This window comes from Nocardia sp. NPDC127579 (assembly GCF_042672005.1).
Lineage (GTDB): Bacteria > Actinomycetota > Actinomycetes > Mycobacteriales > Mycobacteriaceae > Nocardia.
The window spans coordinates 1-14,944 of record NZ_JBHXVZ010000015.1 but is presented as its reverse complement, the minus strand read 5'-3'; the positions used below and the strand labels follow the sequence as shown (position 1 = coordinate 14,944).

The following is a 14,944-nucleotide window of genomic DNA, read 5'->3' as shown; positions in this document are numbered from 1 at the left end:
TCAGCCGAGGCTGAATGGGTGGCCGTAGAGGGTGGCCTTCACGTATTCGGTGCCGATGATCTCGACCACGGCGACCATCCGGGCCTGGGCGTACCCGGCGCACCCCTGGATCTCCATCGGCACATCCTGGTAGTTGATGGTGTAGCTGCCGCTCTTGACCAGCTCGATGTTGTTGATCGACACCCACTTGATCTCGCCGGGGGCGAGCGGGAAGCTGAAGCCGCCGGTGATACTGGGCGTCGCGCTGAGGGTGAATGCCGTGTTCGCGCTCAGATTGCTCAGGGCCACCTGGCAGCCGACCACATAGCCGACGGTGAGGTTGGACGAGCCGTGCGTACCCGAATTGTTGGTGCCGGGATAGTTTTTCGGCCCGTTGTTGGGCCCGACCGTGCCGTCCGGAGTTTCCACATCGGCTGTCACATCACCGGATACCCAGGAGGTGCGCCCGATACCGTTGGCCGCCATGGACGCCGAGATCACCGCGCGTTCATGCCGGCTGTCGATTCTGATCCCGGGGCCTTCGACGTGGCCGTCGGGTAACGGCACCACGGTGTCGGCGGCCGCCTCGCCGTTCGGTGCGATCAGCACCACCACGGCGAGGGCGGTGACCGCCCAATGACCTATTCGATACCTGCTCATTCACCCCTCGCTCATTGTGGCGCGGCCGTTGTCCGAATCGGAGAACGGCCGCGCTGCGCCAACATTCACTGAGGTCAAGCTCGGATATGCCGAAACCCTCGCGCGGAGACCGCGAGCGGAAGATACGAACCGGTTCGGCGCCTGAATCTAACCACAGGTCCGGGGAATCGAGCGGGTACCGGGAGCGGCGGGCGAGGCGGGCTCAGCCTTGGCGCACTCCGGCGACCTGTAGTTGCAGTGCGGTTCGGCTCGGAGCGGCGGCGGCGACTCCCGGCGCCAGCAGGAACCCGGCGGCTACCGCGACGATGGCGACGGCTGCACGAATCATCGACGAACCCCTTCGCTCACTCGGCCGAACGTATTGCTGCGACAGTACGTCGCGCGGGGGCGGTTCGGTGCGGGCGACACGCATGGCTGCGGGACCGGATCGTCGAGTTACAGACCGGTCGGCCGTCTGGATGCGTACCGGAGGGCCAGCACGGTCTGGATGACGGTGAGCAGTTCGAGCGTGCGGAACGGTTTGATCAGGAAGTCGTACGCGCCGGCGATGCGGGCGAGGGTGATGACATCGGGGTCGCGCCGGGTGGACATGACGATGAGGTGGGGCGGCGGGCCGCCCCCGGGTAGTCGATTCCGGTCGGCGAGTTCGAATGCGCCGGGCACCGACGAGTCGGCGAGGACCACATCGGGGGACCAGTCGGCAGTCAGTGCCAGCGCGTCGGCGCTGTGCGCCACATGCAGCGGATCGTGGCCCGCGGCCTCGAGCACCAGCGTGGTCATCTCGGCGACGGCCGGATCGACCTCCATGACCAGGACGCGCCCCTGGTGGCGGGCGCCGTCCGGGGGGATGAGCGGACGGCGGCGGCGATCGGGTGGCGGCGGGAAAATGTTCATGACGAGCAGGTCCTTCGTTTGACAAAGACTGCTGACAGGCGCTTCTCACAGTATCCGGACAGTTATCTTTCAGCAACCATTTAGTGAGATTTCCGACCGGAAGGTCTGTTCTATCGGTGAGTAGCGGGCCGCGCAATCCGGACACGCCGATCGACCGGCGCGTTCTCGATATCGTCGAGCTGGGCGAGCACGGTCCGGCGCAGATCGTCGTAATTGTCGAAGCGGAAATCCTGGAAGAGCGTGTAACCCGTCCACATGAGATTGGCGCAGACCCGCGCGGGCACCTGGCCGGTCCGAGCGCCCAGGCCGACCAGTGCCACCGACCGGATGCTGCCCGGCTCGGCGCTGTTCTGCTGATGGATCGCCTGGAAAGCGGCCGCGCACGCCAGCGCCACATTCAACGTTTCGCTGACGTTCTCCGCCGAGGTTTCCATGGTGGGTGTGGAGATCAGGAACTTCGGGTTGGTGGCGCCCGACGACACGCATACCGCGCTGCCGATCGGCAGGCGACCGTCGAATTGGTCCCGGATGGCGCGCTGCACCCGCAGCTGGATGCCCGCGCCGAGATGGCGCTTGATCACCCCGTCGACGCCGCCGTCCATCAGGCCGCGCGAATTGGTCGGACTGACCCAGGCATCGACCCGCTGATCCAGGATCGAACCCCGGTGGATCTCGATCTCCGGATTATCGGCGAAGGCCGCCAACCAGGCCGACACCACCTCGGATTCGATATCGGTCAGCACTACTCGCAGCTTCTGGTCACTCACGGCAAATCTCCCATCGATGTGTGGTCTTCCCACTACCCGAGACGCTACCCCGACCCACCGACATGTCATCTCCCACAGATCTTTTCGTGAAATAGTGGCCCGGTGCCGAATGTGAACGACCCCCTGTCCCTGACCGAACTCTTCGACGGTGGCGGCGAGCCGTGGTTGCCGGTATTGCAACCGGTCATCGAAGCGCGGGCGGACGCGCCGCAGTTCATCGCCCCGGGACGCGGCAAGCACGTGGTTCCCGTGCGGGAGCTGACCTTTCAGGCACTCAAACCCAACCCGCCGCACAAATGGAAAGTCGTCGCCTTCGGGCAGAACCCGTACCCGCGGCCGGAGAGCGCCACCGGTATCGCGATGTTCGACAACACCTTTCACCATTGGAAGGACAGCCAGTTCGGCAAGACCATCAGTGTCCGCTGCCTGATCAAGGCCGCGGCGATGTGGAAATACGGCATCCCGAAGAAGACTCCGATCGCCGATATCCGCAAGCTGCTGGCCGAGCAGGACACCGTCCAGCCTCCGGAATGGTTCCAGGCCATGCTCACCCAGGGCGTGTTGCTGCTCAATGCCGCGCTCACCGCCAGCAGCGACGGCGCGCGCGGCACCGAGGAGCACACCGCGTTCTGGCGGCCGGTGATCGAGCGGATCATCGAGGAGATCCTGCGCGCCAAACAGCAGGCCGCGGACCCGGGCGATCGCGCGGTGGTCTTCGCCTGGTGGGGTGCGCACGCCCGGAATCTGAAGCCCGTGGTGCGGCGGCTGGCGAAGAAGTATCCCGGCGTGCAGGTCCGCCACGTCGACCACGCCAATCCGGCCGCGCAGGGCGACTTGTTCTGCGACGGAGCACATTTCGAGACGGTCAACGGGGCACTCGCGGCCATGGGCGCGGACGGGATCGACTGGCTGCCCAGCGTCGGCTGGAACGCCGAGAACTCCGGCGACGCCGAGCGCATGGGCGCGTTCATCGCCTCCACCATGGAACTGCACCAGCTCTATCTGGAACGTCTGGCCGACGTCAAGGACGAGGGCCTGGAGCTGGCGCCGATCACCGGCGTCTTCGACACCCCGCTGTCGAACTTCCCGGACGCCATCGCCCCGGTCGTCAAGGAGCTCGGCGGAATCGACGTCTATGCCCGTATGTCACACGACTACGGCAAGCGCCGGGCCGACGAGTCCTCGGAAACGTTGTCCGCCGACGCCATCGCCGCCCTCTACCTCTACACCTGCGAATCGGCCTTCTACCGCGTGATCAACCGCGTCCTGCGCGACTGGGACCGCCGCAAGCTCGCCCCGTACCTGCCCTATCTCCGCCTCCTCTTCGCTGCCGTCTCCGACCTCCCGGTCCACACCCGGCCCCTGTGGCGCGGCGTCTCGCTGGACTTGCGCGCCCAATATCCCGAGGGCAAGACCATCACCTGGTGGGGCGTCTCCTCCTGCACCTCCGATCCCGCCGTCGCCCGCGGCTTCCTCGGCGGCCGCGGCAAACGCACCCTCTTCGAAGTCCATCCCGCCCGCGCCGTCAGCATCCGCGACTACTCGCGTTTCACCGGAGAGGAGGAGTACGTTCTGCTCCCCGGCACGCAACTCGAGGTGACCCGCATCGAAACCCGACCCGCCGGGCTGTCGATCGTCCACCTGACCGAATCCGCCGACCAGCCCCTGGTGTCCTGACGCGGCCGAAGAGTGTGCAATGGAACTTTTCGGTCTACCGCGGCTTCGGTGTGAAAGCGGGTTTCAACGGCACATTTCGCGCTTCTCGGGCCCGGCGGGGACAAACCGTTCCCATTCGTCGGCGAGAAACGGCCGGCCGGCCCGCTGGCACAGATATGCCTCGATTCCATCCCGCAGGTAGGACACGTCCCACACCTCCACCGTCCGTACGTTCACGATGGCGACAGTCCGCCCGTCCGGAAGCCACAGCACCTCTTGGGCCCGGCTGTCGAGGGTATGCAGGAGCTTGCCGGTGACCACGTCCCAGAGCGGGGTGGCGGTGCCCCCAGCGGTCGCGAGAGTTTTGCTGTCGGGGCTGAATACAAGCTGACTCTGGTCGACGGGCGTGGTGCCGAGAGGTTCGGTGATGGTGTGCTCGAGCTCACCTGTCGCGACGTTCCAGAGCTGGGTGTCCTTGTTTCTGGCGGTAGCGAGCACAGTGCCGTCCGGGCTGAATGCGAGCGTCGAGAACGCGCCGGTCAGGGTATGCCGAGCCTCGCCGGTGGTGAGGTCCCACAGCTGGATTGTTTTGTCGTCGTATGTGGCGAGTGTGGTGCCGTCCGGACCGATTTCTATCGACTGGGCCGAAGCGGTGGGCCCAAAGAGAGTGTGCTGTTTGCCGGTGGCGAGGTTCCAGATTTGAACCGAGTTGTCGCGACCACGTGTGGCCAGGGTGTCGCCACCCGGACTCAGGGCCATCAACGAGATTCCGGAAGTGTCGCCGGAGAAGGTGTGACGGGTCTGGCCTGTGTGTGGGTCCCAGGTCCGGATGGTGTGATTGTCGATGATGGCGGCGACAGTGGTGCCGTCCGCGCTCGATGTCGTCGACGACCGAACTTCGCGAGTATCGATCTCCCGGTCGGCATCGAGGTCCCATGCCCGGACCACATCATTGCTGGTCGTGGCGAGGGCGGAGCCATTCGGGCTGAATGTCATTCGCTCTGGCGTGCTGGGGTGTCCGGGAAGGGTGCGCTGGCGTCGGCCGGAGCGCAGGTCCCACAGCTGGATGACGTCCTTGTCGTCGTTGCTGATCGTCGCGAGAATGGTGCCGTTCGGGCTGATTGCCGTTGAATCGATACTGTCTGTGTGGCCTGCGGCACGCCATGGTGTCCGCACCACATCGAGCGTATGCCTGGGCTGCCCCAACGTGACGTTCCATAGCCGGATGATGCCGGGCCAGCTGATGCTGGCCAGGGTGCCGTCAGGGCCGAATGTCATCGACTGGAGGGTGCCTGTGTCGCTGGTGAGCTTGTCCAACTCCTCGCCGGTGCCGACGTTCCACAATTGGATGGTGTCGCCGCCGGTGGAGGCAAGTATGCTGCTGTCGGGGTTGAAGGTCGCCGACCAGCTGGGCGCTATACGGTTGGTGCGCGCGGTGATGGTATGCAGCGCAGCACCCGTGATGACGTTCCACACCCGGATGGTGCCGTCGTTGATAGCTACAAGCAGTGTGCCGTCCGGGCTGAGTTTCACCGATGCGGAGTTGTGGGGGAATCCGGTGAGTCTGTGTAAGAGCGTATTCCGAGCGACGTCGACCACACTGATGGTGTCGCCGTCGGTGGACGCCAGCGTAGCGCCGTCCTGACTGAGTACCATCGCCGCCCCTGGGACGGTGCGGGTCCCCAACGATCTACCGGTGGCCCTGTCCCAACGTACGGCGAAATCGTGCGTGACGGTGGTTAGAGTGTTGTCGTCGCGGCCGAATACCACTGACGTGATGGTGGTCTCGAGAGTGGGAAGGGTCAGCTGGAGCCGTCCGGTGTGGGTATCCCAGAGCCGGACGGAGTCGTCGGAGCCGGTCGTGGCGAGGGTTTTGCCATCGGGGCTGAAAGCCAGCGGCGAGCCGGGCTCGGCGAGGGTGTGTAGTTGCTGGCCGCTGCCAGCGGCCCACAACCGTACGGTCTTGTCGTCACCAGTGGTGGCCCACGTGTTGCCGTCCGGACTGAAGATCAGCGACGAGAGATCATCTGGATATCCGGTAAGCACCTCCCGCCCTGGGGAATTGGCGGCGGCCAGAACAGCGGCGTAGGCGGCGTCTTCCGACGGCGCGAGTTTCCATGCTGCGAGCGCGATGAGCTTAGCCCGCCGAGGATCGGATTCCAGCACCAGGCCGCTCTGGCTGAGTAGTTGTCTGGCGATGGCCAAATCGCGTTGCTCGGTGGCATCTTGGCTGGTTCGGTAGGTGACTACGGTGAGCGTTCCCAATACCAACGCGATCACCACACCCAATACGATGAGGGATCTGCGTATCAGCGTGCGGCGGCGCCAGGCTTTGTGACCCGCCTCGTGGAAACGGCGGACCGATTCGGCGACCGCCGGGTAACGGGTCGGGTTGGTAGCGACTCGCTGCAGGGTTTCGGTGGCGGATTCCAGGCGGGTGCCGGTGTAGAGATAGGTCGGGTCTTCGGCGCTGTCGGACCATTTTCCGGCTTCGTCACGCAGATGCGTGAGGACCCGTCGATCCGCGCGGGTTTCCTCCAGCCAGTGGTCGCGGAGCAGAGGCCATGCGGTGAGCAGGGTTTCGTGGCTGATTTCGACGGTGTTCTCGGCCAGGGTGAGCAGGCGTTCGGCGGCGAAGGTGTCGATGACGGCTGCGACATCGCCGGGGTCGGCGAGGGTGGCGAGTTCGGTGCGGGTGGCGCGGTCGGCGGCGTCGGTTCCGTTGCTGTCCGTGGCGGTCAGGCGGACGAAAATCACTCGGGCGGCAGCCTTTTGGCGTTCGGTGTGGCTGGCGTAGGCGCGTTCGGCGCTGTCGGCGACTGCGCGTTCGATGCCGCCGGTGCGTTCGTAGTCGGCTAGGGTAAGGGCGTCGCCGGAGCGGTGCCGCCAGGATTGGTCGAGGGCGTGCGACAGCAGCGGCAGCACGCCCGCGCTCGCGCTCGCCTGGCTGATGAGTAGGTCGATCAGATCGCTTTCGATATCGGCGCCAAGAGTGCGGGGTGGCTGGCTGATCGCGACGCGAAGTTTCTGTTCGTTCATCGCATTGATCAGGTAGCGGTCTTGCACGACGTCCTGGAGGAGCGGGAACTCGCTCGCGCACCGGGCCTCGAAGTCCGCGCGCACGGCAAGGACGACGAGTGCCGCGGCGCGTTCGCTATGGCGGGTAGTGGCCGCGGCGTGTAGTGCGGTGACGAAGGCAGCGCGCTCGGTGGCGTCGGCGCAGCGGGTGAAGATCTGCTCGAATTGGTCGACGATCAGCACCAGCCGACCGTGGTCCGGGTCGGCGGTGCGGGCGATCTGGGCAGCGGCGAGTGCGAAGTGGGTGGGGTCGGCGGTCAAGGTGGCGGTGAGGGTGGCAGCATCGGTCTGCAGGAATTCGGTTGCGCGCAAAGCAAGTTCGGCGAGCGGCGCCTGCCCGGGTGTCAGTACCAGCGCGGGCCAGGCTCGGGAGCCCGGGATTTCGGCGAGTCCAGTGCCACGCAGCCGCGCCAGCACCCCGGCCCGGAGCAGCGAGGATTTACCCGCACCGGACACACCCGACACCATGGTGAGGCCCGGTTCCTTCAGGCAAGTGTGGAGGCGGCGGAATATCGTGGCGATTTCGGTGTCACGGCCGTGGAAGAACGCGGCATCACGTTCTTCGTAGTGCCCCAGACCCCGGTAGGGCGAGTCGACCTCACCGGATACTCGCCGCAGCGGTGGCGGTGCGACTCCGTCGCTGACGGTGTGGCCGTGGAAGGTGTAGTTGACCTGAGTGTTGTGGTCCCCCACCTGGATTCCGGCTGCACTGCGCGCGTCTACGCCCGGAGCCGGGGTGGGTTCCGGTGTGTCGCACGCACCCGGATTTGGTGTCACCAGTGGTTGGTCTGGGTGTTGTTGTCGCCGACCTGGACGCCTTTCGCTGCACGCAGGTCGATCCGAGTCGCGGCAGGATCTTCGTTCGGGAGCCGGTCGAGGAGTGCCTGGGCGGCCGAACGCAACTCGTCGGTGTCGTCCAATCCGGCGTCGGCGAGCGCGGCTTCGAGCCGTTCTGCATCGGTTCCAGCTTCGGCGGCTTCGATTGCTGCCGCGGCCTCGGGAGTGGCTGCGGTCTTGCGCCGCAGCAGATTCCGCAATGCGTTATAGGAATCACGCACGGCGGCCGTGGCGGCATCCTGACCGCCGGCGGCCGCCCCGGCAAGCAGTGCTGTTGCGATGATGCTGAAAGGTTCCACGATCGCAGCCTCCCCAGGTGGACAACGACCCCAAGATTAGCCGACGATCGGTATGTAGTCTGCTGCGTGCTCAAAGCTACTGTGGCAGTTGATATTCGGGTAACCCCCGAAGGGTCAGAGCTTGACCACCTGACGCCGGAGCGGGTGGCCCAGTCGGGCGGCGAGTTCCTGGTGGAAGGCATCCGTCAGCGGCGGCCAGTTCCAGAATTCGAAGGCGAGGCAGGAGAGGGTGAAATCGGAGGACCAGCGCCAGTCGGTGACGGAGGTGGCGGCGGTGCAGGTGGGACAGGTGGCGGTGGCGGCGCCGGTGGTGCGCCAGGTGCTCAGGGCGGCGGCGAAGGGCGCCCAGATCTCGCGGTCGGGTTCCCAGGAGCCGCCGGGGTAGTCGATGACGACGGTATCGGTCCGGCAGGCGGGGCACGTGGCGTGGGCGGGGGTGTCGCTACCCTGACCTTCGACGAAGATGTTGCGGCCCAGAGCGATCGCCACGGGGCCGTTCCCCCAGTCCGCGCCGGTGATGGCCTGCCAGTTCGGGCCGGGAACATAGCCTTCGGCGGCGTAGTCGCTGTACATCCGGTCGCGGGATAGCTCACGGGTCAGAATGTGTTCGGCGACAAGCCAATCGATGATCCGGGTCGCGAGGCGCGGCGCGTCCGCGGCGGTGGCCTCGAGGTCGACGATTCTTTCGCAGTAGACACCCATCACCGCATCATGCCCGAGCTGCTAGGGCGGGTAGAACGCGTCCCCGCCGACCTGCCCCTGATCGAGCAGGTGCGCCAGGAACAGGCGGGTGGTGGGGGTGGGGGTGCCGGTGGTGATGGCGTGCCAGGGGCGATCGAGCGGGGTGCCGTCGACCGGCAGGATGGTGAGCGCGCCGGATTCGAGATCCTGGCCGACCGCGTCGCTGTGGATCAGGGTGACGCCGAGGCCTTCTCGTGCCGCGGCCAGCACCGCGCCGTGCGAGCCGAGGGTGAGGGTCGGCGGTTCGAGGCCGAGCTGGGCGAGCAGTTCGAGGGTGGCGTCGCGGGTGCCGGAGCCGCGCCCGCGCAGCAGCCAGGTGCTGCGCAGTGGATGCCGGTCCGGCGCGCCGACCACCACCAGGCGGCTGGGCCGCCGGGCCCGCGTGACCAGTCCGGCGTCGCGCGGCGGCCGCCCCGCGATCACCAGATCGCTTTCGTGGTGCTGCAATTCGACGAACAGCACGTCGCGCGGGTGCACGGAGAGACTGAGTTCCACATCCGGATAGCGCCGCCGGAACGACGCCAGCGGGCGCAGCAGCACGTATTCGCCGGCGGTGGCGACCACGCCGATCCGCAGCCGCCCGGTCTCGGCCTGCTGGACGGCGGCGTGTGCCTCCTGCATGAGCCCCAGGATGCTGCGGCAGTATCCGGCGTACACCCGGCCGGCTTCGGTGAGCGCGATACCGCGTCCGGTCTTGGCGATCAGCTTGGCGCCCAGTTGTTTCTCGATGTGCGCGACCGCCGCGGACACGGCCGCCTCGGTGACGTGCAACTGCCCGGCGGCCTTGCGGATACTGCTCTGGCGGGCGACGACGAGGAAGGTCTCCATCCGCGTCGCGCTCACCGTGCCCATGCTCTCGACGGTACCAAACTTAAAGAAAGCATTGAGTATTCGCAGAAACAATCAAATTGTTTGTGATCTTCGACGGCCGCATCCTGGAATTCCCCACCAGCTCAGGAGGATTCATGGCGGACAACACCGAACGGGATCGCTGGGATCCGGGCGTGCAGTCGTATGCGTCGATGGGGTACTACGCACCCGATTACCAACCCTCCGACACCGATGTCCTGGCCGTCTTCCGGGTGACACCGCAGCGCGGCGTGGACCCGATCGAGGCCGCGGCCGCGGTGGCGGGCGAATCCTCCACGGCCACCTGGACCGTCGTCTGGACCGACCGGCTCACCGCGCACACCCAGTACCAGGCCAAGTGCTACCGCGTCGACGAGGTACCGGGCCGCCCGGGCGAATATTTCGCCTACATCGCCTACGACCTGGATCTGTTCGAGGAGGGTTCGATCACCAATCTGACCTCCTCGGTGATCGGCAACGTCTTCGGCTTCAAGCCACTGCTCGCACTGCGCCTGGAGGACATGCGCATCCCGGTCGCCTACGTGAAGACCTTCCAGGGCCCGCCGCACGGCACCGTCATGGAACGCGAATACCTCAACAAGTACGGCCGCCCGCTGCTCGGGGCGACGGTGAAACCGAAACTGGGTCTGTCCGCCCGCAACTACGGCCGCGTCGTCTACGAGGCGTGCATGGGCGGGCTGGATTTCACCAAGGACGACGAGAACATCAACTCCCAGCCGTTCATGCGCTGGCGCGACCGGTTCCTCTACGCGATGGAGGGCGTGAACCGGGCGATGGCCGATACCGGCGAGCTCAAGGGGCACTATCTCAATGTCACCGCCGCCACCATGGAGCAGATGTACGAGCGGGCCGAATTCGCCAGGGAACTCGGCAGCGTCGTCATCATGATGGATCTGACCGTGGGCTATACCGCCATGCAGTCGATGTCGCACTGGGCGCGGCGCAACGGCGTGCTGCTGCACCTGCACCGGGCCGGGCACTCCACTTTCACCCGGCAGAAGACACACGGCGTGAGCTTCCGGGTGCTGGCGAAATGGTGCCGGTTGATCGGGGTGGATCATCTGCACGCGGGCACCGTGGTCGGCAAGCTCGAGGGTGACCCGGCCACCACCCGCGGCTTCTACGACACCCTGCGCGACAACCACATTCCCGCCAACCTCGGCAACGGCATCTTCTTCGACCAGGACTGGGCCAGCCTGCCCGGCGTGATGCCGGTCGCCTCCGGCGGCATCCACGCGGGCCAGATGCACCAACTGCTCGATCTGTTCGGCGACGACGTGATCCTGCAGTTCGGCGGCGGCACCATCGGCCATCCGCTCGGCATCGCGGCGGGCGCGGAAGCCAACCGGGTGGCGCTGGAAGCGGTGGTGCAGGCCCGCAACGAAGGCCGCGATCTGTTGAAGGAGGGGCCCGAGGTGCTGCGCAACGCGGCGCAGTGGTGCCGCCCGCTCGAGGTCGCGCTCGCCACCTGGGGCGATGTTACCTTCGACTACACCTCCACCGACGCACCCGACGCGGTGCCCACGGCAACCCACTGAAAGGCACCGCCATGTATCTGCGGCACGGAACCTTCTCCTATCTGCCGGAACTCAGCGACGCCGAGATCGCCGCGCAGGTGCGCTACGCCCTGCTCAACAGCTGGCCGGTCTCGATCGAGTACACCGACGATCCGCATCCGCGCAACGCCTACTGGCAGATGTGGGGACTGCCGCTGTTCGATCTCGACGAACCCGACGGCGTGCTCGCCGAGATCGACGCCTGCCGGGCCACCTTCCCGCGGCACTATGTGCGGGTCCTGGCCTACGACGCTCGCTACGGCAGACAGACCACGGCCCTGAGTTTCCTGGTGCAGCGCCCGGAACACGAGCCCGGTTTCGAACTGACCCGCACCGAGGGCGCGGACCGGCGGCAGCGCTACGGCCTGCGCCCCTACGCGACCGAGCAGCCACAGGGCGCGCGGTATGGCGCCTGAGGGCAACGGTTTCCGGCTGCACCGGCCGAGCGTCACGGGGCCTGCGCCGGTGCCGGCCGTGCCGGAGGAACCGCCGATCCTCGACGACGACGCCCTGTTGGACCTGTCCTGCGATATCGCCGGGGACGATGTGGAGTCGACCCTGCACCGGCTGGACGCGGAACTGGTCGGCCTGGCCAATGTGAAGCGGCGGGTGCGTGAGATCGCGGCGCTGCTGCTGATCGACCGGGCCCGGCAGCGTTTCGGGCTCGACTCCACCCGCCCGACCATGCACATGAGTTTCACCGGCGGCCCCGGCACCGGGAAGACGACCGTCGCGCTGCGCATGGCGGAACTGCTGCACACCCTCGGCTATATCCGGAAACCGAAGGTACACACCGTGACCCGCGACGATCTGGTCGGCCAGTTCATCGGGCACACCGCCCCCAAGACCAAGGAGGCCATCGCCAAGGCCGCCGGCGGCGTGCTGTTCATCGACGAGGCCTACTACCTGTTCCGCCCCGAGAACGAGCGCGACTACGGGCAGGAGGTGATCGAGATCCTGCTCCAGGAAATGGAGAACGACAGGGCCAGCCTGGTGGTGATCTTCGCGGGGTATCCGGATCGGATGGAGCGGTTCTTCTCCGCCAATCCCGGCCTGTCCTCGCGGGTGGCGCACCATCTGGAGTTCGACGACTACACCCATGCCGAACTGCTGGCCATCGCCGCGCTGATGGTGGCCGAGCAGAACTTCCGCTTCGACGACGCCGCGCAGAGCGCGTTCGCGGAATATCTGTCGCGCCGGATGCGGCGTCCGCGGTTCTCCAATGCCCGCAGCGTCCGCAACGCCCTGGATCGGTGCCGTCTGCGCCAGGCCAAGCGCCTGGTCGAACTCCACCGTCCGCTCACCAGATCCGATCTCATGACGCTGACCGACCGGGATGTCTACGGCAGCAGCGTATTCGACGGCGAGCGCCTGGAGGAAGCGAACCATGCCGCACCGATTGAAGACCCTGACCCGCTACACGATCGAGGAGGAGCACCGCCATCCGGGATCCTCCGGTGAGTTCTCGGCGCTGGTCAATGTGGTGGCCACCGCCACCAAACTGATCGCCAATCAGGTGACCCGGGGCGCGATCGCGGGCTCGCGGAGCACGCTGGACGCGGTCGCCCACGACATCATGGTGTCGGAAACCCTGTCGACCGGCCAGCTTTCGGCCGTGCTGTCCGAGCAGATGAGCGCGGTGCGCCCGGTGCCGACCCGGCGGCGCGGCAAGTATCTGCTGGCCTTCGACCCGCTGGACGGTTCGTCCAATATCGATGTGAACCTGCCCGTCGGCACGATCTTCAGCGTGCTGCGCGCCCCGCCGGACGCCGGCGATGTTCCGTGCGACGCCGACTTTCTGCAACCCGGCACCCAGCAGGTGTGCGCCGGATTCACCCTCTACGGCCCGGCCACCATGCTGGTGCTGACCACCGGCAACGGCGTGGACGGATTCACCCTGGAGCGTGAGATCGGCGCCTTCGTGCTCACCCATCCGCGCATGCGCATCCCGGAGGAGACAACGGGTTTCGCGATCAACGCCGCCAACGAGCGGTTCTGGGAGCGGCCGGTGCGCCGCTATGTACACGAATGCCTGGACGGCGTGGACGGCCCGCGCGCCCGCGACTTCAACATGCGCTGGGTGGCCTCGCTGGTCGCGGACACCTTCCACATCCTGACCCGCGGCGGGGTCTACCTGTACCCCTACGACACCCGGCCGCCGCAGCGGCCGGGCCGGGTCGCGCTGCTGTACGGGGCGAACCCGATCGCGTTCATCGTCGAACAGGCCGGCGGCTGGGCCACCACCGGCGGCGCGCGGGTGCGCGAGGTGACGCCCACCGACGTGCACCAGCGGGTCCCGCTGATCTTCGGTTCGCGCAACGAAGTCCAGCGCATCGAGCACTACCACAGCGAACCGGAGGAGGGGCCGCGGTTCGACAGCTCCCTGTTCGGTACCCGCTCACTGTTCCGCCCCGCGGGCCGCGCCAAGCCCGTGTAGCACCTAGGAGGCGCCTTGTCGGTCAAACATCCCGTCGTCGCCATCACCGGATCCTCCGGTGCGGGCACGACCAGTGTCACGCGCACCTTCCAGGAGATCTTCCGGCGCGAGGGTATCTACGCGGCGATCGTGGAGGGTGATTCGTTCCACCGCTTCGATCGCAACGAGATGAAGCTGGCCATGGCCGAGGCCGAGCAGAACAGCAATTTCACCTTCTCGCATTTCGGAGAGGAGGCGAATCTGCTGACCGAGCTGGAAACCCTGTTCCGCGACTACGGCGAAACCGGCGTCGGCTCGGTGCGCAAGTATCTGCACGACGAGCACGAGGCGAAACCCTATGGGCAGCCCGCGGGCACGTTCACCCCCTGGGAGGATCTGGCGCCGGGCAGCGATCTGCTGTTCTACGAGGGGCTGCACGGCGCGGCGATCACCGAGACGGTCAATGTCGCGCGGTACGCGGATCTGCTGGTGGGGGTGGTGCCGATCGTCAATCTGGAGTGGATCCAGAAGGTGATCCGGGACAAGACCGAACGCGGGTATTCCAGTGAGGCCGTGATCGACACCATCCTGCGCCGCATGCCCGACTACGTGAAATACATCTGCCCGCAGTTCTCCCACACCTATGTCAACTTCCAGCGCGTCCCCACGGTGGACACCTCGAATCCGTTCATCGCCCGGACCATCCCGACCGCGGACGAGAGTTTCGTCGTCATCCGGTTCGCCGATCCGAAGGTGATCGACTTCCCGTACCTGCTGTCGATGCTGCACGATTCGTTCATGTCGCGGCCGAACTGCATCGTGGTGCCGGGCGGGAAGATGGATCTGGCCATGCAGCTCATCTTCACCCCGCTGATCCTGCGGCTGATGGACAAGCGCCCCAAGCGATCCCACTGATCCGCCGGCCGGGCACACCCGGCCCCGCCGGCCGCGGGGCAGAATGATCCGCAGTGTGCGGTGAATTGAGCGGGTGATGTGATGATTGGCGCCGTGGCCGGGACTCTGGTGAAACTCGCGCCGGTGCTGCTGGTGTTCAGCGGCGGCGCGGTGTTCGGAGCACGCAGGCTGCTGGCCCGGGTGTTGGACGGCACTCAATATGCCTACGTCGCAGGCGATTTGAGTGCATGATGTCTGCCGACGATTTCTGGTGCGTGCCAGTTTCGGGGTTGTGTT

Annotated in this window: 15 protein-coding genes; 7 read left to right on the top strand and 8 right to left on the bottom strand. The window is 66.4% G+C overall.

Annotated features, from left to right (window positions below; all coding sequences use genetic code 11):
* The 4 genes from ACFVMC_RS32225 to ACFVMC_RS32210 all read right to left on the bottom strand — a co-directional run bounded on the left by ACFVMC_RS32225 (position 1) and on the right by ACFVMC_RS32210 (position 2,300).
* Complete coding sequence (locus ACFVMC_RS32225; RefSeq protein WP_379216622.1) at positions 1-639, bottom strand: MspA family porin; 639 nt, start codon at positions 637-639, stop codon at positions 1-3.
* A gap of 202 nt (positions 640-841) precedes the next feature.
* Positions 842-967, bottom strand: coding sequence for a hypothetical protein (locus ACFVMC_RS32220; protein ID WP_379216620.1), 126 nt, complete (start codon positions 965-967; stop codon positions 842-844).
* A gap of 107 nt (positions 968-1,074) precedes the next feature.
* Entirely contained in the window at positions 1,075-1,533 is a 459-nt protein-coding gene (locus ACFVMC_RS32215; RefSeq protein ID WP_379216618.1) for a response regulator, read from the bottom strand.
* Positions 1,534-1,643: 110 nt separating this feature from the next.
* Positions 1,644-2,300, bottom strand: a complete 657-nt coding sequence (locus tag ACFVMC_RS32210) for a macro domain-containing protein (RefSeq protein ID WP_379216616.1) — start codon at positions 2,298-2,300, stop codon at positions 1,644-1,646.
* A gap of 102 nt (positions 2,301-2,402) precedes the next feature.
* On the opposite strand from ACFVMC_RS32210, the gene ACFVMC_RS32205 reads away from it, so the two are divergent.
* A complete protein-coding gene (locus ACFVMC_RS32205) occupies positions 2,403-3,977 on the top strand; it encodes an ADP-ribosyltransferase domain-containing protein (protein ID WP_379216614.1) in 1,575 nt (524 codons plus the stop codon).
* Between the two features lie 63 nt (positions 3,978-4,040).
* Here the strand turns inward: ACFVMC_RS32205 and ACFVMC_RS32200 are convergent, their stop codons facing one another.
* From ACFVMC_RS32200 to ACFVMC_RS32185, 4 genes are all read right to left on the bottom strand, one after another.
* On the bottom strand, positions 4,041-7,727 hold the full coding sequence (locus ACFVMC_RS32200; protein WP_379216718.1) for an AAA family ATPase: 3,687 nt from the start codon (positions 7,725-7,727) through the stop codon (positions 4,041-4,043).
* Positions 7,728-7,807: 80 nt separating this feature from the next.
* Complete coding sequence (locus ACFVMC_RS32195) at positions 7,808-8,170, bottom strand: hypothetical protein (RefSeq protein WP_379216612.1); 363 nt, start codon at positions 8,168-8,170, stop codon at positions 7,808-7,810.
* 114 nt (positions 8,171-8,284) lie between these two features.
* Positions 8,285-8,872: a hypothetical protein gene (locus ACFVMC_RS32190; RefSeq protein WP_379216611.1), complete on the bottom strand. Its 588-nt coding sequence runs from the start codon at positions 8,870-8,872 to the stop codon at positions 8,285-8,287.
* Between the two features lie 21 nt (positions 8,873-8,893).
* Complete coding sequence (locus ACFVMC_RS32185) at positions 8,894-9,763, bottom strand: LysR family transcriptional regulator (protein WP_379216609.1); 870 nt, start codon at positions 9,761-9,763, stop codon at positions 8,894-8,896.
* 113 nt (positions 9,764-9,876) lie between these two features.
* On the opposite strand from ACFVMC_RS32185, the gene ACFVMC_RS32180 reads away from it, so the two are divergent.
* From ACFVMC_RS32180 to ACFVMC_RS32155, 6 genes are all read left to right on the top strand, one after another.
* Positions 9,877-11,319 (top strand): form I ribulose bisphosphate carboxylase large subunit, encoded by a 1,443-nt coding sequence (locus ACFVMC_RS32180; protein WP_379216607.1) that lies wholly within the window; start codon positions 9,877-9,879, stop codon positions 11,317-11,319.
* 11 nt (positions 11,320-11,330) lie between these two features.
* Positions 11,331-11,753, top strand: a complete 423-nt coding sequence (locus tag ACFVMC_RS32175; RefSeq protein WP_379216605.1) for a ribulose bisphosphate carboxylase small subunit — start codon at positions 11,331-11,333, stop codon at positions 11,751-11,753.
* Positions 11,754-11,811: 58 nt separating this feature from the next.
* Positions 11,812-12,798: an AAA family ATPase gene (locus ACFVMC_RS32170; RefSeq protein WP_379216604.1), complete on the top strand. Its 987-nt coding sequence runs from the start codon at positions 11,812-11,814 to the stop codon at positions 12,796-12,798.
* The gene (locus tag ACFVMC_RS32165) at positions 12,725-13,774 is read left to right on the top strand and encodes a class 1 fructose-bisphosphatase (RefSeq protein ID WP_379216602.1); all 1,050 of its coding nucleotides are present in this window, start codon (positions 12,725-12,727) and stop codon (positions 13,772-13,774) included. Before ACFVMC_RS32170 ends, ACFVMC_RS32165 begins: the two co-directional genes overlap by 74 nt.
* A gap of 15 nt (positions 13,775-13,789) precedes the next feature.
* The gene (locus ACFVMC_RS32160) at positions 13,790-14,668 is read left to right on the top strand and encodes a phosphoribulokinase (RefSeq protein WP_379216600.1); all 879 of its coding nucleotides are present in this window, start codon (positions 13,790-13,792) and stop codon (positions 14,666-14,668) included.
* A 93-nt stretch (positions 14,669-14,761) separates the two neighbouring features.
* A complete protein-coding gene (locus tag ACFVMC_RS32155) occupies positions 14,762-14,899 on the top strand; it encodes a hypothetical protein (protein WP_379216598.1) in 138 nt (45 codons plus the stop codon).
* Positions 14,900-14,944: the final 45 nt, after the last annotated feature.